General features: G+C 60.7%; 19 protein-coding genes and 2 pseudogenes. 13 read left to right on the top strand and 8 right to left on the bottom strand.

The genetic code is table 11. The features are described 5' to 3' along the window. Positions 1 to 88: 88 nt before the first annotated feature. From ACK59L_RS00575 to ACK59L_RS00550, 6 genes are all read left to right on the top strand, one after another. Positions 89 to 1,279, top strand: a complete 1,191-nt coding sequence (locus ACK59L_RS00575) for a CaiB/BaiF CoA transferase family protein (RefSeq protein ID WP_409271186.1) — start codon at positions 89 to 91, stop codon at positions 1,277 to 1,279. Further along, positions 1,276 to 2,211 (top strand): hydroxymethylglutaryl-CoA lyase, encoded by a 936-nt coding sequence (locus tag ACK59L_RS00570; RefSeq protein ID WP_409271184.1) that lies wholly within the window; start codon positions 1,276 to 1,278, stop codon positions 2,209 to 2,211. The genes ACK59L_RS00575 and ACK59L_RS00570 overlap by 4 nt, the downstream gene beginning before the upstream one ends. Positions 2,212 to 2,297: 86 nt before the next feature. Next, positions 2,298 to 3,629: an MFS transporter gene (locus tag ACK59L_RS00565; RefSeq protein ID WP_409271183.1), complete on the top strand. Its 1,332-nt coding sequence runs from the start codon at positions 2,298 to 2,300 to the stop codon at positions 3,627 to 3,629. 191 nt (positions 3,630 to 3,820) lie between these two features. Then, entirely contained in the window at positions 3,821 to 5,224 is a 1,404-nt protein-coding gene (leuC, locus tag ACK59L_RS00560; RefSeq protein WP_409271181.1) for a 3-isopropylmalate dehydratase large subunit, read from the top strand. A 6-nt stretch (positions 5,225 to 5,230) separates the two neighbouring features. Continuing rightward, positions 5,231 to 5,875 carry a 3-isopropylmalate dehydratase small subunit gene (leuD, locus tag ACK59L_RS00555; protein ID WP_409271179.1) on the top strand — a complete coding sequence of 215 codons (645 nt, stop codon included), beginning with the start codon at positions 5,231 to 5,233 and terminating at the stop codon, positions 5,873 to 5,875. A gap of 356 nt (positions 5,876 to 6,231) precedes the next feature. After that, on the top strand, positions 6,232 to 6,870 hold the full coding sequence (locus ACK59L_RS00550) for a TetR/AcrR family transcriptional regulator (RefSeq protein WP_409271177.1): 639 nt from the start codon (positions 6,232 to 6,234) through the stop codon (positions 6,868 to 6,870). A 2-nt stretch (positions 6,871 to 6,872) separates the two neighbouring features. On the opposite strand, the gene ACK59L_RS00545 is transcribed toward ACK59L_RS00550, so the two are convergent. From ACK59L_RS00545 to ACK59L_RS00530, 4 genes are all read right to left on the bottom strand, one after another. Beyond that, on the bottom strand, positions 6,873 to 10,436 hold the full coding sequence (locus ACK59L_RS00545; RefSeq protein WP_409271175.1) for a molybdopterin cofactor-binding domain-containing protein: 3,564 nt from the start codon (positions 10,434 to 10,436) through the stop codon (positions 6,873 to 6,875). Then, the gene (locus tag ACK59L_RS00540) at positions 10,433 to 10,906 is read right to left on the bottom strand and encodes a (2Fe-2S)-binding protein (protein ID WP_058637903.1); all 474 of its coding nucleotides are present in this window, start codon (positions 10,904 to 10,906) and stop codon (positions 10,433 to 10,435) included. Before ACK59L_RS00540 ends, ACK59L_RS00545 begins: the two co-directional genes overlap by 4 nt. 199 nt (positions 10,907 to 11,105) lie before the next feature. Next, entirely contained in the window at positions 11,106 to 11,582 is a 477-nt protein-coding gene (locus tag ACK59L_RS00535; RefSeq protein WP_058603435.1) for a MarR family winged helix-turn-helix transcriptional regulator, read from the bottom strand. A 69-nt stretch (positions 11,583 to 11,651) separates the two neighbouring features. After that, positions 11,652 to 12,704: a 2,5-dihydroxypyridine 5,6-dioxygenase gene (locus ACK59L_RS00530; protein ID WP_058603434.1), complete on the bottom strand. Its 1,053-nt coding sequence runs from the start codon at positions 12,702 to 12,704 to the stop codon at positions 11,652 to 11,654. A 326-nt stretch (positions 12,705 to 13,030) separates the two neighbouring features. Here ACK59L_RS00530 and nicC point away from each other — a divergent pair, with 326 nt between their 5' ends. From nicC to ACK59L_RS00495, 7 genes are all read left to right on the top strand, one after another. Then, positions 13,031 to 14,179, top strand: coding sequence for a 6-hydroxynicotinate 3-monooxygenase (gene nicC, locus ACK59L_RS00525; protein ID WP_392474923.1), 1,149 nt, complete (start codon positions 13,031 to 13,033; stop codon positions 14,177 to 14,179). Then, complete coding sequence (nicD, locus tag ACK59L_RS00520) at positions 14,176 to 14,982, top strand: N-formylmaleamate deformylase (RefSeq protein ID WP_409271172.1); 807 nt, start codon at positions 14,176 to 14,178, stop codon at positions 14,980 to 14,982. Before nicC ends, nicD begins: the two co-directional genes overlap by 4 nt. 13 nt (positions 14,983 to 14,995) lie before the next feature. Continuing rightward, positions 14,996 to 15,748 carry an Asp/Glu racemase gene (locus ACK59L_RS00515; RefSeq protein ID WP_409271170.1) on the top strand — a complete coding sequence of 251 codons (753 nt, stop codon included), beginning with the start codon at positions 14,996 to 14,998 and terminating at the stop codon, positions 15,746 to 15,748. Positions 15,749 to 15,763: 15 nt separating this feature from the next. Continuing rightward, positions 15,764 to 16,405 carry an N-carbamoylsarcosine amidohydrolase gene (locus ACK59L_RS00510; RefSeq protein WP_409271168.1) on the top strand — a complete coding sequence of 214 codons (642 nt, stop codon included), beginning with the start codon at positions 15,764 to 15,766 and terminating at the stop codon, positions 16,403 to 16,405. Between the two features lie 211 nt (positions 16,406 to 16,616). Next, the gene (locus tag ACK59L_RS00505) at positions 16,617 to 17,930 is read left to right on the top strand and encodes an MFS transporter (protein WP_058637896.1); all 1,314 of its coding nucleotides are present in this window, start codon (positions 16,617 to 16,619) and stop codon (positions 17,928 to 17,930) included. Positions 17,931 to 18,067: 137 nt separating this feature from the next. Further along, positions 18,068 to 19,360 carry an OprD family porin gene (locus ACK59L_RS00500; RefSeq protein ID WP_409271165.1) on the top strand — a complete coding sequence of 431 codons (1,293 nt, stop codon included), beginning with the start codon at positions 18,068 to 18,070 and terminating at the stop codon, positions 19,358 to 19,360. Positions 19,361 to 19,558: 198 nt separating this feature from the next. Beyond that, complete coding sequence (locus tag ACK59L_RS00495; RefSeq protein ID WP_409271163.1) at positions 19,559 to 21,775, top strand: TonB-dependent siderophore receptor; 2,217 nt, start codon at positions 19,559 to 19,561, stop codon at positions 21,773 to 21,775. A 76-nt stretch (positions 21,776 to 21,851) separates the two neighbouring features. Here the strand turns inward: ACK59L_RS00495 and ACK59L_RS00490 are convergent, their stop codons facing one another. From ACK59L_RS00490 to ACK59L_RS00475, 4 genes and pseudogenes are all read right to left on the bottom strand, one after another. Beyond that, on the bottom strand, positions 21,852 to 22,379 hold the full coding sequence (locus tag ACK59L_RS00490; protein ID WP_078478373.1) for a ProQ/FINO family protein: 528 nt from the start codon (positions 22,377 to 22,379) through the stop codon (positions 21,852 to 21,854). Between the two features lie 220 nt (positions 22,380 to 22,599). Then, positions 22,600 to 23,607 (bottom strand): annotated as a pseudogene (locus tag ACK59L_RS00485) (methyl-accepting chemotaxis protein); the annotation flags it as partial. A gap of 84 nt (positions 23,608 to 23,691) precedes the next feature. Continuing rightward, positions 23,692 to 24,225 (bottom strand): annotated as a pseudogene (locus ACK59L_RS00480) (MCP four helix bundle domain-containing protein); the annotation flags it as partial. Between the two features lie 408 nt (positions 24,226 to 24,633). Then, positions 24,634 to 24,819 (bottom strand): hypothetical protein, encoded by a 186-nt coding sequence (locus ACK59L_RS00475; protein WP_409271161.1) that lies wholly within the window; start codon positions 24,817 to 24,819, stop codon positions 24,634 to 24,636. Between the last annotated feature and the right edge of the window lie 106 nt (positions 24,820 to 24,925).

Here is a 24,925-nt window from a genome sequence, read left to right as displayed (position 1 = left end):
GCGAACGATACTTTCCCATATACCGTTGGCGTTCGCTCAGCGTGAACCCCTAGTCTTGGTACAAATTCCAAGAAACAGAGGTTGCACCATGACTGCTCTCAACGGACTTCGGGTGATCGAAATCGGTACGCTTATCGCTGCCCCGTTCGCTGCCCGGATGTTGGCCGAGTTCGGCGCCGAGGTAATCAAGATCGAGTCGCTGGGGCAGGGAGACCCTCTTCGTAAATGGCGAAAACTGCACGAGGGTACGTCGCTGTGGTGGTACCTGCAATCGAGGAACAAGAAGTCCATCGCCCTGAACCTGAAGTCAGACGCTGGCATCGACATCGTTAAGCAGTTGGTCGAAACCGCTGACGTACTGATCGAGAACCTGCGGCCTGGGGCGCTGGAAAAACTCGGCCTTGGGTGGGACGTGCTCCATGCGCTCAATCCAAAGCTGACCCTGGTGCGTATTTCGGGCTATGGACAGTCGGGGCCCTACAAAGATCGGCCCGGCTTTGGTGCCATCGGTGAGGCCATGGGTGGTATCCGCTACACCACGGGTACGCCTGGCGTTCCACCGGCACGTGTAGGGGTAAGCCTGGGGGACTCGCTGGCCTCGATGCACGCGGTCATCGGTGCGTTGATGTCCGTATTGCGCGTCAAGACCGGTCAAGGTGATGGACAGGTCGTGGATGTGTCTCTTGCAGAAAGCGTATTCAACGTCATGGAAAGCCTGATACCGGAGTACGACATGCTTGGGCATGTTCGCGAACGTAGCGGAGGCGCCTTGCCGGGCATTGCGCCTTCCAACACCTACCCGACGGCGGACCAGGGCTATGTTGTGATCGCCGGCAACAGCGATCCGATCTACAAGCGCCTGATGACTGCAATTGGCCGGCCAGATCTGGCAAGCGACCCAAGGTTCGAACACAACGATGGTCGAGCTGCCCACTGTGAGCTGCTGGATGAGGCGATCACCCAGTGGAGTTCCAAGCTGCCGATCGAGGCTGTCCTTCAAGCCTTGGAAAAAGCAGAAGTGCCTGCGGGGCGAATCTATAGCGCAGCAGACATCGTAGCCGACCCACACTATCAGGCACGCGACATGATTCTGAATGCGCAGCTGCCCGATGGAACGATGGTCAAAATGCCTGGGATCGTGCCAAAGCTGTCGGACACCCCAGGGGGTGTCAAGTGGCAGGGCCCTGGCCTTGGGCAACATACCCAGTCTGTTCTTGGGGGCTTGGGATTGCCTGATGAGGCCATTCAACGCCTGAAGGACGAGGGGGTGGTGCAATGATCACAGACTACTCCGAGCGACTTGTCGTCCAAGAAGTCTCGCCCCGTGATGGTCTGCAGATCGAACCAACCTGGGTCGAGACGGCAGACAAGATCAAGCTGATTGACGAGCTCTCCGTCTGTGGTTTCACTCGCATTGAAGCCGGCTCGTTCGTATCTCCCAAGGCCATTCCTGCGCTGCGTGATGGGGAAGCGGTATTCCAGGGGATAGCGCGTCGAGCGGGTGTGATTTATGTGGCGCTTGTTCCCAACCTGAAAGGGGCCCAGCGAGCCATCGCGTCCAATGCTGACGAGTTGAACTTGGTATTGTCAGCCAGCCAAAGCCACAACATGGCCAACATGCGCATGACGCCAGCGCAGTCACTGGTTGCTTTCAACGAGGTGGTTTCGCTCGTGCAAGGCAGCTCAATCAGCTTGAACGGCACAGTGGCGACAACATTCGGTTGTCCCTTCGAAGGCCGCATCGATGAAGATGTCGTGATGCGCCTGATTGATGCTTACCAAGCCCTCGGCATGCAAGGCATTACCCTGGCGGACACAACGGGCATGGCCAACCCCCGCCAGGTCCACCGGCTCGTGAGCAGGGTGCTGACTCAGGTGCCTGCATCACAGCTGACCCTGCACTTTCACAACACACGAGGCCTTGGCCTGAGCAATGTGTTGGCAGCCTATGAGGCCGGCGCGCGCCGCTTCGATGCTTCGTTGGGCGGGCTTGGCGGCTGTCCTTTCGCACCCGGTGCTTCAGGAAACATATGCACCGAAGATTTGGTCAACCTTTGTGATGAAGTCGGAATCGACACAGGTATTGACCTTGCGCACCTGCTCACGTTGTCCCGCTCGTTGCCTGCCCTGCTGGGCCACGAGATGCCGGGACAAGTGGCGAAGGCAGGCCGAAATTGTGACCTTCACCCCTTGCCTCCACGTTTCGGCTGATCCCTGACCAAGCGACTACCGTCGCTCGCCAGATAACAAAAACAATCAGAGCTTACTGTTCGCGAAGCTCGCCTGGAGAAATTCAAATGCCTATTTCCGTTTCTGTGCCGGATGACGGCACTACGAGCGCCGTCATCGACGAAAAGAAGTTGATATCGAAAGTTGCATGGCGCCTGATGCCGCTGATCATGATTTGTTATCTGTTTGCATTCTTTGATCGTATCAACATCAGTTTTGCGAAGTTTCAGCTCCAAGCGGATCTTAGCTTGAGCGACACTGCCTATGGGCTTGGGGCGGGCCTTTTTGTTGTAGGCTATGTCTTGTTCGAAGTTCCAAGCAACATGATGTTATACAAGGTCGGCGCGCGGCGCTGGATTGCCAGGATCATGATGTCCTGGGGATTGGCAACTGCGCTGATGATCTTCGTGACGGCAGAATGGCAATTTTACCTACTGCGTTTCTTGATCGGCGCCATGGAAGCAGGCTTCGCGCCTGGGGTCCTTTATTACCTTACGCTTTGGTTTCCGCAGCACTATCGAGGCCGTATTACCTCCATGCTGTTCTTGGCATCGGCTTTTGCAGGACTGATTGGCGCTCCTGTTTCCGGCTTGGTGCTTGGGCACATGGATGGGCTGTTCGATATGCGTGGTTGGCACTGGCTGTTCCTGTTGGGCGGCCTTCCCTGCATTGCCCTGGGGTTGGTGGTGTTGGTCACAATGAAAGACCGCATCAGTGACGCCAGTTGGTTGAGTGCGCAGGAGAAGTCTTATCTTGCCAGCCGAATCGCGAGCCATGCAGTGAACACCCATGAAGGGTCTCTGCTGACGGCGCTGCGCCTTCCAGGGTTCCTGATGCTGGCATTCATCTACTTCCTGATCCAGGTCGCTTCATACGGTCTGAACTTCTGGGCTCCGCAGCTCATCCGCAGCGCTGGTATCGAAAGTGCGACAACCATCGGCTTGCTGACGGCGGTGCCGTACGTGTGCGGCGCGATCAGCATGGTGTTGGTAGGGCGGTTGTCCGATGCCACCGGTGAGCGAAGAAAATTTGTGTGCGCCTTGGTCGTGATCGGCTCGGTTGGCTTCTTCAGCGCGGGTTTCTTCGAAGCACATGTCCTGTACCTCACCATCTCGCTGGCGTTGTTGGGTGCAGGCATCATTGCCGCCATTCCCACGTTCTGGTCGCTTCCACCCAAATTGCTGGCCGGGGCAGGGGCCGGCGCTGCCGCAGGGATTGCGCTGATCAACACAATGGGACAGGTGGGTGGCATCGTCAGCCCGGTGATGGTCGGTTTCATAAAAGACATGACCGGCAGCACCACCCCGGCGCTTTATCTGATCGGTACTACCTGCTTGATTGCTGCCGCGCTGCTTATCTGGGCACTGCCGCAGAGCCTGAGGACGTCGGATAAAAAGTGAAGGTTTTTAGCGCCAACCCGCAATGACTTGGTAGCTCAGTACCCGATGCTATTTCAGTACGAAAAGGTCGGTTTCTCCGTAGAGGCACCCTTACGTACTTCCCGCGTCTGCGTGTCCGGTTTCGTTTCACCTATCCCCCCGCAGGGCCGAGGACGGAACCGGGTTCGCTGACTCCATGTGAGAGATGTAGAATGACCCCGATTACACTTTTTGAGAAACTGTGGCGTCGTCACGCAGTGCTTGATACGGGTGATGGACGCACATTGCTCTATATTGATCTTCAATTGATCAATGAAGTTACCAGCCCGCAGGCATTCGACGCACTGCGAATGAATGGGCTTCGGCCGTGGCGTGAAAGTTCTGTCCTGGCCACGGCGGATCATAATGTTCCCACCGTCGATCGCCATAAAGGCATTACCGATGCTATTGCACGGCGCCAGGTCGATGCACTGGAGCGAAACTGTTCAGAATTCAACATCACGCTCTTTGGCATGGACGATCATCGCCAAGGCATCCTTCATGTCGTTGGCCCTGAACAAGGCTTAACCCTTCCTGGCATGTCGATCGTGTGCGGCGACTCCCATACGACGACCCATGGGGCCTTTGCCGCGCTGGCGTTTGGAATCGGCACCTCGGAGATCGAGCATGTGCTGGCAACGCAATGCCTTTCAATGAAAAAGCTCAAGACCCTGCGCGTCATTCTAGAAGGAGAACTTCGTCCCTTCACCACGTCGAAGGACATCGCGTTGGCGCTGATCGGGAAGATTGGCACCGCGGGGGCTACCGGCTACGCCATCGAATTCGCGGGTGCTACGGTCGAGCGCATGACGATGGAAGCACGGATGACGCTTTGCAACCTAGCCATCGAGGCGGGTGCGCGGTGTGCCATGGTGGCATTCGACGATACCACTGCAGCCTACATTCGAGCCAAGCCAATGGCGCCAACTGGCTCGCGATGGGATGACGCCGAGCGTTACTGGCGCACATTGCGCAGCGACACCGGCGCGGTGTTCGATGCTGAAATTTGCATGGATGCGACTGCGGTCAGGCCTCATGTGACCTGGGGGACTTCTCCAGAAATGGTCGTGGACATAGATGGGTGCGTCCCATCACCGCAAGAGGAGCCTGATCCGGTCAAACGGCAAGGCATCGACCGCGCGTTGAAGTACATGGATTTGCAACCGGGTACGGCAATACGGGATATCCACCTGGATAAAATCTTTATCGGCTCATGTACCAACGCTCGAATCGAAGATATTCGACTGGCTGCCTCTATCGTGGCTGGACAGAAGGTTGCCCCCTCCATCAAGCAAGCGCTGGTGGTGCCGGGTTCGGGGTTGATCAAATCGCAAGCGGAGTCCGAAGGGCTTGACCGGGTTTTCATTGAAGCCGGTTTTGAATGGCGCGATGCTGGCTGCTCGATGTGTCTGGGAATGAACGAGGACAGGTTGACGGCCGGTGAGCGCTGCGCCTCCACCTCGAATCGTAACTTTGAGGGTCGTCAGGGGCCCGGTGGACGTACCCACCTTGTCAGTCCGGCAATGGCCGCCGCCGCCGCCATTGCCGGTCATTTCGTCGATGTCGGAGGTCTCTAGGCCGTTATGCAAGCCTTCACTAATCTGAAAAGCAAAGTCGTGCCTTTGGATCGTGCCAATGTGGACACTGACGCCATCCTGCCCAAGCAGTTCCTGATGATCATCGAGCGCACGGGCTTTGGTCAGCACCTGTTTGATGAGTGGCGTTACCTTGACCATGGGCAGCCCTATCAGGACTGCAGCCAAAGGCCACTCAACTTGAGCTTCCCGTTGAATCAGCCTCGCTACGAAGGCGCAGGTATTCTGCTGACACGGGACAATTTTGGTTGTGGTTCCAGCCGTGAACATGCGCCATGGGCTTTGCTCGATTGGGGTATCAGGGCCATCATTGCTCCAAGTTTTGCCGAGATCTTTTACGGTAACTGTTTCAAAAACGGCATTCTGCCCATCATCCTTGACGCGACCACAATTGACAGTTTGTTCGCCGCAGTTGAAGACCGACCCCATCATCAACTGGAAATCGACCTGGAACAGCAGACGATCACCGATGAACGGAGGGAACGCATCGCGTTCGATCTGGATCCGTTTCGCAAGCACTGCTTGCTAAACGGGTTGGACGAGGTGGGTATGACGCTACTCCAGTCGGACCTTATACAGGCGTTCGAGAACGAACGGATGGCCTTGGAACCGTGGCTGTTCGGACGCATCTAGACGTGCGATCACTGTCTCCTTCCGTGCGCAGCACGGGGGGAGGTTTTTTGCAGACAGCAAGCCATGCTGATTGATCGGCTACATGATCAACTGCAATTATCCGACTTCGAGTCAGTCGCCACGGCCTCTGTCAACAGGGCTCTGAACTGTCAGGGCTCTATCGAGGCAACCACCGTCTATGGCGAGACCGTTCAGGGCTTCACTTGCACGCTCGGCCGCCTGCTGCACTGCAGTGTGCCCAACCCAGCTCCGCGCCTTTCGCTACTTCGCTCATCCTTTTGAGCCCGCCCGTAAACTCGCGCATTGAGTACCATCTATGGCAGTGTGAACCCTCTGCCCAGCCCACAGGGACTTCCATGCAAACGCGCAAAACCGGTATCCGTGCCCAACAGGCCGACCGCACCCGAGACAACATCCTCAAGGCGGCCGTACAGGTCTTCAGCCGGGAAGGCTTCGCCGGTGGGCGCGTCGAGCAGATTTCCACCCTCGCGAAATCCAACGACCGAATGATCTATTACTACTTCGGCAACAAGGAAAAGCTGTTCATCAGTGTGCTGGAGCACATCTATGCCAGCTTCAACCAGGCCGAAGCCGGGCTGCAACTGGACCTGGCCGACCCTGAGCAGGCGGTGCGCACGCTGGTGGCATTCATTTGGGATTACTACGTGCAACACCCCGAATTCGTCACCCTACTGGCGACCGAGAACCTTCACCAAGGCGAGCATGCGCGCAAGTCGCAGAACCTCAAGGCCTTGTCGGGCGAGGTGGTTGGCGTGCTGCGGCCGATCATCGACGCGGGCCAGGCGAAGGGCCTGTTTCGTGACGACATCGACATTACCCACGCCTACCTGATGATTGCTTCGCTCTGCTATTTCTACAACTCCAACCGCCATACGCTCAGTTCGTTCCTGGCCGTGGACCTGGCTGACCCCAAGGCCAAGGCCGACTGGTTGGCCTTCATCAGCGACCTTGTCCTGCGCGGCCTGCGCCTGTGACTTCAATGGCTGCCTGGGTTGGCGCGCACCTGCGCGACCTTGGCGGCGAGCCCTGGCCAGGCGGGCTTGTCACCTGCAAAACGCTGGCGCAGGTATGCCGCAAGATCGGCTATCTGGCGGTCCGACAAGCTGCCCTTGAAGCCCGGCATGTAGCCCAGGTCGCGGGTGGCTGGGGTAGGGATGCCGTGCAGTATCACCCGTAGCAGATTGTCTGGCAGCTCGCTGTGAATGTTGCTGTTCACCGCCATCGACGGGCTGACGCCGAACAGTTTCGGCCCCTGTCCATCGCTGTGGCAGGCCATGCAGGCGCCTTTGAACACGCGTTCGCCATTGCTCAATGACACGTGGGTTTCAGCTGGCTGCGGGGCCTTGGCCGCCTGCGACTGAGGCTCGCCATCGAGTGAGCTGAGGTAGTGGGCGATGGCACGCACGTCGCTTTTGGGCAGCGTCGCCAGCTCGCTGACCACCGGGCCCATGGGGCCTGCCGCCACCCCGTGCTTTTCAGAAAACCCAGTACTTAGGTAGTTGAACAACTCGTCTTCAGTCCACGGGGTGGTTGATTTGCCCAGCGCATTGAGGGCCGGTGCTTCCCAGCCATCGACCCTCCCTCCGGCCAGGTAGCTGCTGCCAGCTTTCTCGGCGCCCATCAGGTTGCGCGGTGAATGGCAGGCCGTGCAGTGGCCGAGGCCGTCGACAAGGTAGGCGCCGCGGTTCCACTGAGCGCTGCGTTGCGGGTCTGGCTGGTATTCCCCGCGCTGCAGAAACAGGGCGTTCCAGCCAGCCATCAGCGGTCGCTGGTTGAACGGGAAGCGCATCTGGTTGGCGGGCGCTTGCTGGCGTACCGGAGGCTGCGACATCAGGTAGGCATACAGTGCTTGCATGTCGGCATCGTTGATGGCGCGGAACGAGGTGTAGGGAAACGCGGGATACAGGTGACGGCCATCACGGCTGATGCCTTCACGCATGGCCCGTTCGAAGGCGGCGAATGACCAGCGGCCAATGCCAGTTTCCGGGTCGGGCGTGATGTTGGTGGTGTGGAGCGTGCCGAAGGGCGTCTGCATGGCCAGACCGCCGGCATTGACCTTGCCACCGCTGACCGTATGGCACACGGCGCAATCGCCGGCCGCTGCCACCTGGCGCCCGCGCTCGAGCATCGCGGCGCTCCAGCTGCCAGCGCCGGGCGGGGTAACTGGTGCGATTTCACTGCGCCAGGGCAGGGCGGTGGCAAGCATGCCCAGGGCTGCGCCCAACACCCCGGCCAAGCCGCCGAACCACCACTTTGAACGTTTACTTGCAGGCTGCGTCGGAGTCGATGGCCCAGGCCCCTGGCCATCGCCACCCAGGGCGGCGCGCACCCGTTCGGCGGTGATCGGCAGCTCGCGAAAGCGGATCCCGGTGGCGTCGAAGATGGCGTTGGCAATGGCAGCGGCACTGGGTACCGAAGCTGATTCGCCGCTGCCCATCGGTGCTTCGTGCTGACGCGGCAGCATCATCACGTCGATGGCAGGCAGCTCAGGGAAGGTCAGGATCGGGTAGCCGCCCCATTCCTTGCTGGCCACGGTCGACTCTTCGAAACTGACTTGCTCCTTGAGCACCCGGCTGGTGGACTGGATGACATTGCCGTGGATCTGGTGGCGCACGCCCTCGGGGTTGACCATCATCCCGGCGTCATGCCCGATCACCACGCGGGTGACGGCGACTTCACCGGTGCGCCGGTCAACGGCTACGTCAGCCACCCAGGCCGCCCACGCGGCGCCAAAGCCTGGGAATTTACTGTGGATGTAGCGCGCGTAGGCAAAGCCGCGCCCGCGCAGCACGTCACCTTCGCCCTGGCTTTGCATGGGCTGGGTATGCGGCTGCCAGTCGGCGCGCGCGGCGGTAGCCTTGACCAGGTCGATGGCACGTGGGTCGGACAAGTGCTTGAGGCGGTATTCCACCGGATCGACACCCGCTGCGAACGCCAGCTCATCGATATAGGACTCGTGGGCAAAGCTGTTGGGCATGGCCGATACGCCGCGCATCCACGAAGCGCGCACCAGCGGCGTCATGTCGTTGATGGTCACGCGCATGTGCTCGTAGTCATACGGTGGAATCGACGTGCGGTCGCCCATTTCGAACAGGGCCGGTACTGGTTCCACCGCCCCGGTGAGCAGCAGGGCCAAGGTAGGCGCGCCATTGGACGGGTAGCTGGTCTGGAAGTCATAGGCAGCCACGCTGCCATCGGCGTTCAGGCCGCCGTCGATCTCCATCAGTTGGGCTGTGCCCTTGGGTTCCCAGGCGTGTTCCTGCTCGCGGGTCAGCTGTACCCGCACAGGGCGTTGCACGGCGCGCGACAGCAGCACGGCGTCGGCGCAGACATCGTCGGCACAGTTGCGGCCATAGCAACCGGCAGCCTCCATGCGGATGATTTCGATGCGCTCCTCGCCGCAGGTCAGCAGCCAGGCCAGATCAGCGCGCAGCAGGTGTGGGTTCTGGGTGCCGGACCACACGCGGATCTGCCCAGGCGTGTAGTCGGCCAGCGCGCACGATGGGCCAATCGAAGCATGCAGCTGATACGGCCATAAATAGGTACGGCTCAGGCGCTGGCTGGCATTGGCAAGGCCGGCATCGACATCGCCTTGGTCCAGCACCGTGCGTTGAACCCTTGGGTTGTTGCGGATGGCCTGGGCTACATCGCTCAGGTCGGGCAGCTTGCCGGTAAAGGGCTTCCAGCTGATTTTCAGGTCCTGAGCAGCCCGGATGGCCTGCTCCTCGCGCTCGGCAACCACGCCGACGAAATCGCGGATCACGACCACCGCCACGACGCCCGGTACGTGGGCGATGGATGATTCATCGACGGCCAGCAGGCTGTTGCCCACGAAGTCGCCGCTGTCGTGGCCAGCATAGGGCGGACGGATCACTCGCCCGTGCAGCATGTCGGGCAGGCGCATGTCGTGAACGTAGGTCAGTTCACCGGTGGCCTTGCCGGGAATGTCCACGCGGGCGGTGCTGCGCCCGACCAACGTGTAGTCTTCGATGGGTTTGAGCGGCGCATCCTCGGCAATGTGCAACTGTTGGTTTTCACCCGCTACCAATTCGGCGTAGCTCAGCGTGGTGCCGTCGTTGGTGATTACCGTGCCTTCTTCGATACGCAGCGACGCGGGCTCGCACCCAAGGCGCAGTGCCGCCCGTTGCAGCAAATGACGGCGTGCAGTCGCTGCAGCCTTGCGCAAGGGCACGGCTGAAATCTGCAGGGTGGCGCTGGCGATGGTCGCGCCTTGATTGGGCGCCCGCTCGGTATCGCCCAGCACCATGTGCACCTGGTCCATGCGCAGGTTCAACTCTTCGGCAACGATCTGCGCCAGCGAGGTGCGGATACCGGTACCCAGGTCGACGTGGCCATTGAAGGCATAGACCCTGCCGTCGTCGCAGACGGCGATGAACAGCGCCAGTTCGCGCTCCCGGGTCACGGGCGTTACACCCTTGGCCACCGGGCCGGAAGGCGGGGTGATCTGATCGACGATCAGCAGCACGCCGGTCTTGGCCAGCAGTTGGTCACGGCTGGGCACCTGTTGCGAGTGGTTCATGCTTTCCTCCGGGTGTCGGCGGCGCGGCGCACGGCGCGCAGGATTTCGACGTGGGTGCCGCAGCGGCACAGGTTGCCGGACAGTTCGTTGCGAATCTGCTCATCGCTGGGCTGGGGGATTCGATCGAGCAGGGCCGTGGCGGTCATGATCATGCCGTTCATGCAGTAGCCGCATTGGGCTGCCTGCTCGTCGATGAACGCCTGCTGCACAGGGTGCGGCGCACGCTTGCAGCCCAGCCCTTCGAGGGTAGTGATCTCGCGGCCGACGGCCCCGGCCAGGGGGATGATGCAGGAGCGAGCGGCCACGCCGTCGATGATCACCGTACACGCGCCGCATTCACCCAGGCCGCAGCCGTACTTGGGGCCGTTCAGGCACAGGTCGTTGCGCAGGATCAGCAGCAAGGGCGTTTCAGGCGGGGCGTCGACGTCGAACGACTGGCCGTTGACCTGCACGCAGAGGGTTGTTTGCATGATGGGCTCATCTCTGGAGGTGACTTGCGCTACCGAAGCACCCACAGGTGGCGTGCATTTCGGTAAGTACTCACTACATGAAATGAATGAGCAAGAAGCAGGCCAGGGATACGGATGAGCAGGGCAGGGGCAATGAGCTCACCGAATCGGTGGCTCAGGCAGGGCGTAAGACGAGGGGGCTGTCCAGCCGCGATGCGGCTCAGGCCGCGCCGTCGTCGCTGTCGATCATTTTGCGCAGCAGGTACAAGATGGCCACGCGCTCAGCGGCGTTGAGGCTGCCCATGCTCAGTTCACTGATCTGCCGGGCGCAAGGGATCATCGCATCGAGCAATGCCGCACCGCTGTCGGTGAGTGTGACGATCACCTTGCGCCGGTCTCCCGGGTCTGGCGAGAGCTGTACCAGTTCACGGGCTTTGAGGCGCTCGACGATGCCGCGAATGGTCGCCTGGTCCACGGCCGTGGCCTTGATCAACTCGGCCTGAGAGCTGGGGCCATGGTCGCGCAGGGCGCACAGGGTGACGAATTGAATGGAGGTCAACTGTGGGTCGCACGCCTGCTGCTGGAAGATCGCCGTGTGCCGCTGGTAAGCCTTGCGCAGTAAGTGGCCCACCTGTTCGGTAACGTCGTAAGGGGCGGTGTCGTGGAGGGGGCTGCTGGGGGAAGTCTTGTTCGGCATGGGAGGGCTTGGGCTGGTGGAAAGGAGCTGGCCGGCCGCCAATAGCGGAGCGCCCGGCCAGTATAACCGTTATCGCGCCAGTGATTGCTGGGGCGCGACCACGTCCCCGGCCATGACCACGGCCTGATCGTCCAGGTAGATATCGCAATTACGCAGCGGGATGTCCAGGTGGCAAGGGGTCTTGCGCTTGCCGCCCACTTCGGTGTTCGGGCCCGTGGAGAACAGGAAGTTGCCGTAGAATGCGCGGGCATCCATGCACATCCCGTCGTTGCGGTCGTGCAGGCCCATGGCAGTCCACTGGGCGCGCGGTTGCAAGCCCCAGCCGATGTGCGAGATGCCGTAGACCTCAGGGTCGTTGAAGTATTTGAGGTAGTCGCGCAGGTACTCGGCCTCGAAGCCGCCATGAATGCCGGTGATAAAGCCCTTTTCAATCTCGAGCGTGATGCGCTCACGGCAATAGTTCTTGAACGGCAGGATGATGTCGCCTACATCCAGGACCAGCGTGCCCTCGGCGCTGTCCTCGTTCGGCCAGGTGAACAGGAACCCGCTGGGCCAGTGATCCCAGCGCCCTGGCTCGTCGGCGTAGCCGTACTCGGTGACTGCCGGGTACTGGCCGAGCGGTGCATGGAAGTCGCTGCCGGCCCTGGATCGCACATGCATGCTGCGCGCCTGCTTGAGCAGGGTTTCGGCAGCCAGTACCCGGCGCTTGTCGTCCTCGTTGGGCAGCATGCGCGCCAGCACTTCGGCGGGTTCCACTGCCAGCAGAATGCGGGTGCCAGTCTTGAGAATCTGCTCCTGCTCGGGGGAGTGCAGAAGCATCATCGTGTCGACGATCAGGTCGGCGGCCTCCAGCGCGCGCTGCGCCGCCAGGTTGCCGGTGAGTGCCGTGTCGCCGCAGTAGGCGGTCATGTCACGGCCCATGGCGGTGGGGTGATTGAATGCCGGCAATTCCACGGCGTAGACCTTCGCCCCGAGTCGCTGCGCCGCTTCCATCGCGGCATTGACCGTGCGCGGATCGGAGTAATGGCTCTTGAGGACGGCAACGCTCTGGGTGTCGTCCACTCGGGACAGCTTCAGTACGTGCTCGAACATCTGGGTCAATTGTGCATTGCTCACCGGCATCGTGGTTTCTCCTGGGCGGTCTCTGGCGGAATAAAGCGGTGCACCATCGCAGTGCTCGACGCTTTGTCATGGTGCAAAACAATAGTGTGTACACCATAACTGATTCGATGAAAACGCATTCATTGGATTGATGCAAGTGATCTTTAGAGCGTTACTATTCGACCCAATCCCCCGTTAATCGGTAACATTATGATCTTTTTGAGTTTCGATCGCTTGTTTGAAAATATTTTCATGGGCCTAGTACTAAGAGCCATTTAAAGTGTATACGCTGTAAATGACTCGCGGCCATGCCGCTTGCCACACATCAGAACAACAGGAGACTCTCCATGCGGGGAAGCCAAAAAATCGCAATCGTCGGCGCGGGTTTAGGTGGGGCGGCAGCGGCAACGTTGCTGCAGCAGGCCGGCTTCGATGTAGAGGTGTACGAACAGGCCCCGGCGTTCACCCGCCTGGGTGCCGGTATCCACATCGGCCCCAACGTCATGAAGATCTTTCGGCGGATGGGGCTGGAACAGAGGCTGGAGCTGATGGGCTCGCACCCGGACTTCTGGTTCAGCCGCGACGGTCAGAGCGGCGATTACCTGTCGCGTATCCCACTGGGTGAGCATGCTCGCCGCGAATACGGGGCGGCCTACATCACCATCCACCGGGGGGACTTGCATGCGCTGCAGATCGACGCCATCAAGCCCGGCACCGTGCACTTCGGCAAGCGCCTGGAAAAGATCATCGACGCGGGTGATCAGGTGCGTCTGGACTTCGCCGATGGCACCCACACGGTCGCGGACATCGTCATCGGAGCCGACGGCATCCACTCCAAGATCCGCGAAGAATTGCTCGGTGCCGAAGCGCCGAACTACAGCGGCTGGGTGGCGCACCGTGCGCTGATCCGTGGGGTCAACCTGGCGCAGCATGCCGACGCATTCGAGCCCTGCGTCAAGTGGTGGTCCGAAGACCGGCACATGATGGTCTACTACACCACGGCCAAGCGCGACGAATACTACTTCGTGACCGGTGTGCCCCACGAAGCGTGGGACTTCCAGGGCGCCTACGTGGACAGCAGCCAGGAAGAAATGCGCGCTGCCTTCGAGGGCTATCACCCCACCGTCCAGAAGCTGATCGATGCCACCGAATCGATCACCAAGTGGCCGCTGCGCAACCGCAACCCGCTGCCGCTCTGGAGCCGTGGGCGTCTGGTGATGCTCGGCGACGCCTGTCACCCGATGAAACCGCACATGGCCCAGGGCGCCTGCATGGCCATCGAGGATGCGGCCATGTTGACCCGCTGCTTGCAGGAGACCGGTTTGTCGGACCACCGCACCGCCTTTGCCCTGTACGAGGCCAACCGTAAAGAGCGAGCCTCGCAGGTGCAGTCGGTGTCCAACGCCAACACTTGGCTCTATACGCAGGAGGATCCGGCCTGGGTATACGGCTATGACCTCTATGGCCAGCCGCTCAAGAGCGGGGAGGCCGCATGACTACCTTTCTCAGCGGCGGTCATGTAAGCGCCAATGGCATCCGTCAGCATTACCTGCGCTATGGCGGCAAGGGGCATGCGCTGATCGTGGTGCCGGGGATCACCAGCCCGGCGATTACCTGGGGGTTCGTCGCCGAGCGCCTCGGCCAGCACTTCGATACCTACGTGCTGGATGTACGCGGGCGCGGTTTGTCATCAAGTGGCCCTGATCTGGACTATGGCACCGATGCCTGTGCCAGCGACATTCCCGCCTTTGCCGCCGCGCTGGGCCTGGACAGTTATCACCTGATCGGCCACTCGATGGGCGCACGGTTTGCGATTCGTGCCGCTGCCAACGGCGCGCCAGGCCTGCAGAAGCTGGTGCTGGTCGACCCACCGGTATCCGGGCCAGGGCGCCGCGCTTACCCAAGCAAGCTGCCCTGGTATGTCGACTCCATTCGCCAGGCCAGCCTGGGTATGAGTGGCGAGGACATGCGCACCTATTGCGCCACCTGGAGCGACGAGCAGCTGGCGCTCAGGGCCGAGTGGCTGCACACCTGCTACGAGCCTGCGATCGTGCGGGCCTTCGACGACTTCCACGAGGTGGACATCCATCAGTATCTGCCCGCCGTACGCCAGCCGGCGTTGTTGATGGTGGCTGGACGCGGCGGGGTGATCGAGCCGTGCGACATCGCCGAAATCCGTGAGCTCAAGCCAGACATTCAGGTCGTACAGGTTGCCAACGCTGGCCACATGATCCCCTGGGACGATCTCGATGGTTTCTTTGCCGCATTCGGCCTTTTCCTCGACCGATCCGTTGCCTGAAGGAGCACCAGACATGACCACGCTATACCGCATCGGCCAGATCGTGCCGAGTTCCAACACCACCATGGAAACCGAGATACCGGCGATGCTCAACGCGCGCCAAGCCATCCGCCCGGAGCGCTTTACCTTTCATTCCAGCCGCATGCGCATGAAGCAGGTGAGAAAGGAAGAGCTGGCGGCCATGGATGCCGAGTCCGACCGCTGTGCGGTGGAGCTGTCCGATGCCAAGGTCGATGTACTGGGCTACGCCTGCCTGGTGGCAATCATGGCCATGGGCCTTGGCTATCACCGGCAATCCGAACAGCGCCTCAGGCAGGCGACTGCCGACAACGACGCACTGGCGCCGGTCATCACCAGTGCCGGAGCGCTGGTCGAAGCCTTGCATGTGATGAAGGCCAAGCGCATCGCCATCGTCGCTCCGTACATGAGGCCGCTGACCGAGCTCGTGGTGAACTACATCCGCGAAGAAGGCTTTGAGGTGCAGGACTGGCGTGCCCTGGAGATTCCCGACAACCTGGCCGTAGCCCGTCACGACCCCGCCAACCTGCCACGCATCGTAGCCGGCATGAACCTTGAAGGGGTGGATGTGGTGGTCTTGTCGGCCTGCGTGCAGATGCAGTCGTTGCCGGCCGTGGCCAAGGTCGAGGCACAGACCGGCAAGCCTGTGGTCACCGCTGCCATCGCCACCACCTACGCCATGCTCAAGGCGCTGGACCTGGAAGCGGTGGTGCCAGGTGCCGGTGCCTTGCTGTCGGGCGCTTATTGAAATCGGGAGGTGGACATGAGCGAGGCACAAAGTGCTCGGGACAACTATCAGGGTGTATGGGGGCAGCGTATCGGCTTTGGTCGCGCACCGGCGCTGCTGATGATCGACTTCATGCAGGGCTACACCACGCCGGGGGCTGCGCTGTACGCCCCAGGCGTCGTCGCGGCAGTGGAACAGGCCGCAGACCTGCTGGCGCTAGCCCGCGATTGCGGCATTCTGGTGGTGCATACCAACATCCGCTACCAGCCTCCGCATTTTGTCGATGGCGGTGTCTGGGTGCGCAAGGCGCCGGTGATGAAGGACATGGTCGAGGGCAACCCCTTGGCTGCGTTCTGCGACGCCGTTGCCCCACAGCCGGAGGAGTTGGTGCTGAGCAAGCAGTACGCCAGCGCTTTCTTCGGCACCAGCCTGGCGCCGCTGCTGCACGCCCAAGGGGTGGATACCGTGGTCTTGGCCGGCTGCTCCACCAGCGGTTGCATCCGCGCCAGCGCGGTCGATGCGATGCAGCATGGCTTTCGAACCATCGTGGTGCGCGAATGTGTGGGTGATCGCCATGAGGACCCGCACCACGCCAACCTGTTCGACATCGACAGTAAGTACGGCGATGTGGTTTCCCGCCAGGAAGCGATGGCGCAATTCAGGCAACTGACCGGCTGACACCGGCAGGGGGCCTACCCAATAACAATCGAGGAACGGTGCCGGAAGCACGTTCATGATCGCCTGCTGTCCGGGTGGTCGCCCCGCAGGAGCACTCGGGGTTTTTTCAGGCGTGGCCTGGGCACGTCGCGTGTAGCGCGCGACGGTACTGGTGCGTCGAAAACTGCTGGCCTTAAAAACAACCACAAAGTCGCCCGCCAGGAGACAGGAAATGCCAATTGCGAATGCAACCACGGTCCACAGCGACATCGATCAGGGCACCAAAGCGCTGTACAGCAAGATCACCTGGAGGCTCATTCCCTTCCTGTGCTTTTGCTACCTTGCCGCCTACCTGGACCGTATCAACGTCGGCTTCGCCAAACTGCAGATGCTCGAGGATCTGCAGTTCAGCACTGCCGCCTATGGCCTGGGTGCCGGGCTGTTCTTCGTCGGCTACATCATTTTCGAGGTCCCCAGCAACCTGATCCTGCAGCGCGTCGGCGCCAAGCTGTGGATCGCCCGCATCATGATCACCTGGGGGCTGTTGTCGGCGTGCACCATGTTCGTCAGCACCACCACCCAGTTCTATATCCTGCGGTTCCTGCTCGGGGCTGCCGAAGCAGGCTTCTTGCCAGGGGTGCTGTTCTACCTGACCATGTGGTACCCCACGTACCGGCGTGGGCGCATCATTGCCCTGTTCATGATCGGGCTGCCGCTGTCGAGCGTGATTGGTGGACCGATCTCGGGCTGGATCATGGGGCATTTCGACCAGGTGCATGGCCTGCATGGCTGGCAGTGGCTGTTTTTGCTGGAGGCCATCCCCAGCGTGCTGCTCGGCATTCTGACCTTCTGGGCCTTGCCCAATCACTTCCAGCAGGCCAAGTGGTTGTCCAGCGAAGACAAGGCTCAGCTGGCAGCAGACCTTGCCGCGGACGATGCAGAGGGCAAGGACAGCAAGCACAGTTTCCGTGACGGGTTCTTCAACCTCAAGGTGTGGATGCTTGGCGGTATCGATTTCTCGATCCTGCTCAGCGCTTACGCAATGGGCTTCTGGATGCCGACCTTCATCCGCGATGCAGGGGTGAGCGACACGTTTCACATCGGCCTGCTCACTGCCATCCCGAGCCTGGCCGCACTGGCCGGCATGCTGATGATCGGCGCGAGCTCCGACCGTCACCGTGAGCGTCGTTGGCACATCATCGTGCCCTTCATCGTCGGCGCCATCGCCATGGCCAGCAGTACATTGTTCAGCCAGAACCTGGTCATGACCGTATTCCTGTTCGCAGTCGCCTCGGCCGCGATCATTGGTGCGGTGCCGGTGTTCTTCAGCCTGCCGGCGACCTTCCTCAAAGGGACCGCGGCCGCTACCGGGTTTGCCCTGGCCTGTTCGGTGGCCAACATCGCCGGGCTGGTCAGCAACTCGCTGATGGGCCTGGTCACCGACTGGACCGGCACTTCCCACGCGGCGCTGTGGGTGTTCGCGGGCTGCCTGCTCCTGAGTTGCTTCCTGGTCATCGCCCTGCCAGCGAAGCTGGTCAACCGCTAGCGGTCCAGCGCTTCACGCCCGATAGGGCAGGCGGGCTGGTGCCGGCCTGCCCACACCCATTCTCGATGCAATCTGCAGGTCGGCGGGCGTTCGTCTGGCCGGTGGATTGCTGTTGCCCGACATTCAGGAATCGCTCCATGCACGTTTGCACTGCACCGCGTTTTTTCCCGAAAGCACGCCTGGCCGGCGGCTGCATCGCAGCCGCGCTGTGTACCGAGGCACCGGCTGAAGAGGTCGGTTTTATCGAAGGCGCCCGTGCGACCCTCCAGGCTCGCAATTATTTCTTCAGCCGAGACTACGCCGATATCAAGGGGGCGAGCACCCAATCGCGCACTCAGGAGTGGGCGCAGGGCTTCATCCTCAACGCCAGTTCAGGATATAGCCAGGGCGTCATAGGTGCCGGTGTCGATGTGATCGGCCTGTTGGGTTTCAAACTCGACAGCAGCCCTGAGCACGCACGCTCAGGCCTACTGCCAAGCCTTGACAGCGGCACGTCCGCCGACCAGTACAGCCGCGTGGGCGCGGCGCTCAAGTTCAAGGTTTCCCAGACTGAGTTGAAGGTGGGCGAATTGATGCCCAATCTGCCTGTGTTGCAGTTCAGCGACCTGCGCCTGCTGCCGCCGACCTATCAGGGCGCAATGCTGGAGTCGCACGAATTTGCGGGGCTGACGCTCAGTGCCGGCCAATTTCGCTCCACCAGCCTGCGCGATTCGTCAAACAGTCAGAAAATGTATGCGCTGGTCAACGACCCCATCAACCCCGCGCGGTTGGCCCGCTTTACCAGTGACCGCTTCAATTACCTGGGCGCCGACTATGCCTTCAACGACAACCGCACCAGCGTGGGGGTCTGGCAGGCACAACTGCAGGATATCTACCAGCAACGGTTCTACAGCCTCAAGCATGCCGAGCCCCTGGGTAACTGGACCTTGGGTGTGAATGCCGGCTATTTCCAGGCGCGCGAGGATGGGCGCAAGCTTGCCGGCAACTATGACAACCATGCGCTGTTCAGCCTGTTCTCGGCAAGAACGGGCGGGCATACGTTTTACGTGGGCTACCAGCAAATTGGCGGTGAGGACGGTTTCATCCAGGTGGGCGCCAACACCAACCCAATGGGTAATACCCTGCCGACCTACGAGTTCTCGGCGCCTGGGGAGCGTTCCTGGCAGGTGCGGCATGACTACAACTTCGCGGCATGGGGGATCCCCGGGCTGACCTCGACATTGCGCTACGTACAAGGCCGGGATGTCAAAACCGGGCTGGGCTTTGAAGGGCGCGACCGCGAGCGAGACCTGGACCTGGCCTATGTGGTGCAAAGTGGGCCGCTGGAGGGGCTCGGCGTGCGCGTGCGCAATGTGATGGCTCGCTCCAATTACCGAACCGATATCGACGAGAACCGCGTGGTGCTCAGCTATACGGTCAAGCTGTTCTAGAGGCTGTAGCGCACGACCAAGCGAGGGCGCAGAACGATGAGCTCAGGCGTGCACCTGGCCGGCTATGAGCGACCAGGCGTACAGCTGCGCTCAGGTGCGCCGTAAGGTGGGGGGTATTATGAGATTAATTATCATATGAGGATGATTATGATGTAGATTTGCGCGCACGGATTTTTACGCGCAAGGAGTCAGCCCGCAATGCCCCCGTCCATGTCCCACCCCACCACAGTCACCCTCGGCCTGTACGCTTGCTTGATCTGCCCGCCATCCTTCGCCGATACCCAGGCAAGACGAGACGACGCCGTGCTCGAGCTGGGCGCAACCGATGTGATTGCCACTGGCCTTGGCAGTGTCACCGAACACAGTGGCTCCTACACCACCGGTAGCATGAGCGCAGCCACCCGGCTGAACCTCTCGATCAAGGAAACACCCCAGTCGGTCTCGGTCATATCCCGCCAGCAACTGGACGACTTCCAGCTCAACAGCCTGTCCGAGGCCATGGCTCACGTCACGGGGGTCACGGTACAACGCAATGATTCGGAGCGACCGAGCTATTACTCGCGTGGTTACGCAATCAACAATTTCCAGATCGATGGCATGCTCAACACCTTCTCGGGGCTCAAGTCCGACTCGGACACCATCATCTACGATCGAATCGAGGTCGTGCGTGGGGCCACCGGTCTGACCACAGGCGCCGGCGATCCCTCGGGGACCATCGCAATGGTTCGCAAGCGCCCGACGCACGCGTTGGCAGTAAAGAGTGGCGTGAGCGGGGGCAGTTTCGACAATTATTACAGCTACCTGGACGTCGGTGGCCCGCTGGGCTGGGACGGCCGTCTGCGCGGACGCACCGTGCTGGCGTACCGTGACAACAAGTCATTCATGGACAAGTACGCCACCCAGCGAGAAGTGGCCTACGGCGTGCTCGAAGCTGATCTGACCCCAAGCACCGTGCTGGCGGTGGGGTATGACTATCAGAACAAGCATGTGCAAGGGTCATCATGGGGCACGGTGCCGTTCTGGAACGCCGACGGCAGTAAAGCCAACTTGCCCCGTTCCACCAACCTCAGTGCCCCCTGGTCTTCCTGGCCACTCAAAGACCAGACGGTGTTCGCTACCCTCGATCAGTACCTGGGCAACGACTGGATCGTGAAAGTGGCGTACACCCACCGGCAAAGCGACAGCGACGGCAAAGTCTACTATGGGGGCAATGGTTTCCCTGAGGCCGACCGTAGTGGCATGAAAGCCTGGTACTCGCACTTCGGGGGCTCCGAGCAGATGGACGCGCTGGACTTCAACCTCGCGGGCCCTTTCCAATTATTGGGCCGCAGCCATGATTTCATGATCGGTTACGGCGAGTCGCGACGACGCGACAGTGAACCCTATCGCCTTGGTCTACCGGTACCCGACGGTTACGAAAATATTGCGGATTGGAAGTACATGGGGACCACCCCTACGTTCTACGACCTCGAAACCGGGCTCGACAGCTCGCGCTCCAGCATTCGTCAGAAGGCCGGCTACATTGCAACACGCCTGAACCCTACGGACCGCCTGCATATCGTGATTGGCAGCCGCTACGGCAGTTGGCAGACACAACAGCGGGAGTGGGATTACGGTGATGCCCTGGAAGTCGCCGATCAGTCCACTACCAAGCAGGTCCAGAATGATCAATGGACGCCCTATGCCGGCGTACTCTTCGATCTGACCGATCAGTTCACCGCCTATGTCAGCTATACCGATATCTTCAACCCGCAGACCGTGAGAGACGTCAACAAGCAGTACCTTGAGCCTATCGTAGGCAAGGTTTATGAAGTGGGCCTCAAAGGCAGCCTGTTCGCTGAACGCCTGAACCTGAGCACGGCAGTGTTTCGCAGCAAGCAGGACAACGTGGCGGAACAGGACGACTCTGTGCCGCCCAATGGCAACGAGGAGTTCTACAAAAGCGGTGGCAAGGGCGTAGTCGTCGAAGGCTTCGAAGCTGAAGTTGCAGGCGAGGTGATGACCGGGTGGCAGATGAGCCTGGGCTACAGCTATACGCATGCAGCCACGGCCGAGAAAAAGCGAAAGAACACCGAGCAACCCTTGAACCTGGTGCGCTTGTCCAGCACCTATGCCCTAACCCCAGCATTGACCGTGGGGGCAAGCCTAGACTGGCAGAGCGACAATTTCAGGCTGGCCAACCGACCAGTGGGGCGCGACGGTGATCGAATCATCACGGCCAAGGATGAGATCGGCCAGAAGGCGTTTTCGGTGGTTGGGCTGATGGCGCGCTATCAGATCGATGAGCACCTGAGCGCTTCGGTCAACGTCAAGAACCTGTTCGACGAGCACTACTACAACAACGTCGGCTTCTACAACGGCGTGTACCACGGTGAGCCACGCACGATGATGGTCAGCCTGGATTGGAGACTCTGAGACCATGTGCTAGCCCGCAGCGCCCACCACCCGCGCGCTCGGCGAACGGGCGGTGGGCGCTGCTCAGACCAGGCCTTTACTCAGCGGCCTGTTCCACTGCCGGCTCGACTGCAGCCTCGCCCTGTTCTGCAGGCGCTGCGGTCTGTGCTTTGGCCTGGGCCCGCTTGCGGCGTTCCTGGTTACGCTGTTGGGCTGCCTGACGCTTGGCATGGATCGCCTGGGCGGCAGTCACCACGCCTGCCGGCTGGCCGTTAAGGTCCAGGCGCGGGGCGTTTTCCACCATGCTGGTCCAGTAGCGGTTGCCCCGGCACCAGGTGGAAATGCCCAGCTTCAGTTGCTCACGGGTGATGCCCAGCAGCTCCAGGTGTTGCTCGGCATCCTTGAAGATGCCCTCCTTGAGCGGCACCTTCGGCGCAGGGTTGACGGGGAAGGCCAACGGGAAGTGCTTCTGCAGGGGCCAGATGGCGGCCACTGCCGGGTCCAGTTCGCGCGGCTTGGTCTTCTGGGGCGGCTTGCGCTTGGCCGGCGCTGGGGCGCTTGCCTGTTGCTGCTCTTTTTCAGCCCGCAGGCGATCCCGTAGCGCTGCCAGTTGTTCAAAGCTCATCGTTCAATTCACTGCTTCAAGGTTGATTGCGTGGTGCAAGGATATGCGATGCAGCCCCGGTGAGCAGCCCAAAAGGCACAAATCGTCGCTTTTTTTACAGAAACTCACGACGGCCTTGCTCCGGGGCAGCGGTATTTGCGTCACACAATGGCGCGAATCCCTGCCCCAGGGGCACGGTGCAAGCTTTCCTGACAGGCCGCATCCCCTCTGTCATCAAGCCCTAGACCTTGAACTTGGCGACCATCGCGTTCAGGTCTACAGCCAGGCGTGACAATTCCTGGGCGGCGGCGCTGGTCTGGTTCGCGCCGGCCGAGGTCTGCATCGCCAGGTCCCGGATGTTCACCAGGTTTCGATCCACTTCACGGGCCACCTGGGCCTGCTCTTCGGAGGCGCTGGCGATCACCAGGTTGCGTTGGTTGATGGACGAAATGGCTTCGGCAATCGTGTTCAGTGCCTGGCCTGCGGATTGGGCGATTTCCAGAGTACCTGAGGCGCGCCCCTTGCTGGCGTGCATGGCCCCGACTGCAGACTCGGTGCCCGACTGGATGCCTGTGATCATGCCTTCGATCTCGGCGGTCGATTGTTGAGTTCGGTGCGCCAGCGCCCTGACTTCATCGGCGACCACGGCAAACCCACGGCCTGCTTCACCGGCGCGCGCAGCCTCGATGGCAGCGTTGAGCGCAAGCAGGTTGGTCTGGCCTGCGATCGAGCCGATGACATCCAGTACCCGGCTGATTTCGTTGGCGCTGGTGGCCAGCTGTTCGATTTCCTGCGAAGTGGTCGTGACATCGCCAACGAGCTGACCAATGGACTGCAGCGCATCATTGACCCGTTGCTGACCCTCACGGGTGGTCTGGTCTGCACCTTTGGAGGCATCGGCGGTGTTGACGGCATTGCTGGCCACTTCCTCCACCGCTGCGGTCATCTGGTTCACCGCCGTGGCCGCCTGGTCGATTTCGGCGCTTTGCTGATGCAGGCCGCGGCTGGTGTCTTCGGTCACCGTGAACAGCTCTTCGGACGCCGAGGCGAGCTGGTCGGAGGCGGCAGCGATGCCGGCAATCGTCTCGCGCAGGCTGTCTTTCATTCTGGACAAGGCGTGCAACAACAGCGCGGGCTCGTCACTACCCGTCACCTCGATGACCTGGTTGAGCTCACCCGAGGCCACCCGCTCGGCGACGGCCACCGCTTCGCTCAAAGGCCGCACGATGCTGCGGGTCAGCATGATGGCCAGCGCGATCATCAGTACGATGATGCCGACGATCGTCGCCGTGATAATCGAGAAGGACTGATCATAGGCGTCAGTACTGACCTGGGAGGCGTTGGTTGCGCCGTTGGAGTTGTACTGGGTCAGCTCGATCAGCGACTTCATCATCGCGTCGGCGTCGTTGGCCAGTTCACCATTGACCAGGCGAGTCGCTTCTGCAATGTCGTTTCTGCGTACGGCGTCAAGAATTGCGTCCTGCAACGTATGGTAGGTCGCGCTTCTGGCCAGAAAGGCGTCGTACAGGGCTCGGTCTCGTTCCTCTGTCGCTGTTGCCTTGTAGGTTTCGATTTGTTCCTGGTAGTGCTTGGAGATCTCCGAGATCTTGTTCAGTGTCGCGGCCCTGGCGCTGGGGCTTTCTTCCAAAACGCTGCGCAAGGTCAGTGCTCGCGCGCGGCCCAGGTTCATGCTGACCTCGTCCAGCAGCATGATTGAGGGTAACCATTCGGTGCGCACTTCGTCAGTGGCCTTGTCCATCGTGTGCATGCGGTACAACGATGCTAGCCCCAGGATCAGTACGAGGAGGGCGACCAGCGTGAAGATGACCGCCGCGCGTGTGCCAATTTTCAAGTTCCGAAAATACATGTGTAGCTCCTTGGTGTAGCAATGCTTGCTAGGCTAAGCAAGTCCAGCAGGGTGACCGTGGTAATAAGGCTGCAGCCCTCTCGTTGAAACAGCTATCGGCACCTTGGGCAATAAACTTTAAGAATAAACATAAGCAGTCTACGAACGGCGCAGTCCGCCATCCGATCGCTCAGTTGAGTGACGTTCAGCAAGCAGCGAGCCTATTTATTTCGTTACCGCGCAGTGCTGTTTAGGTAACAATTTATTTCGCATTGATCTGGATCAATCAAATGTTGATCAGATCGACCGCAGGTCTTCGAAGTATTCTTTAACCCAGGTTCGGTTGAAGGCAGGCGAGTGCCGGCCTCTTGCTGTGAGCTTCAGGAACCACGGGCAGCCCCGACCCTGGTGGAGGCCGGGGCCAGGGGGCTATTGCAGCGTCTCAGGCTTAAACGCACCCGGTAGTTGTGCCAGTGTGGTTTCGATTCGCGCTATCGATACTGCCAGTGCGCTCGCTTCTTCGTGCTTGCCTTCACCGCTGAGCTTGTCCCGCTCGCGGCGCAGGTTCAACAGGGTTTTTTGAAGTCGCAACGCCGGCTCATTGTAGTCGTCCATATAGTTCTCTTAACGAATAGCGTCCTTGCTGTTGTAGGAAAGTCTGACCGTAACAGCTCAGATCCATCCCATAAACTGATCTTTCATACAGCGGAAATGAAGTCCG

The organism is Pseudomonas sp. KCJK9111, assembly GCF_046231935.1.
GTDB classification, from domain to species: Bacteria; Pseudomonadota; Gammaproteobacteria; order Pseudomonadales; family Pseudomonadaceae; genus Aquipseudomonas; species Aquipseudomonas parafulva_B.
This window is presented reverse-complemented; position numbering and strand designations above follow the sequence as displayed.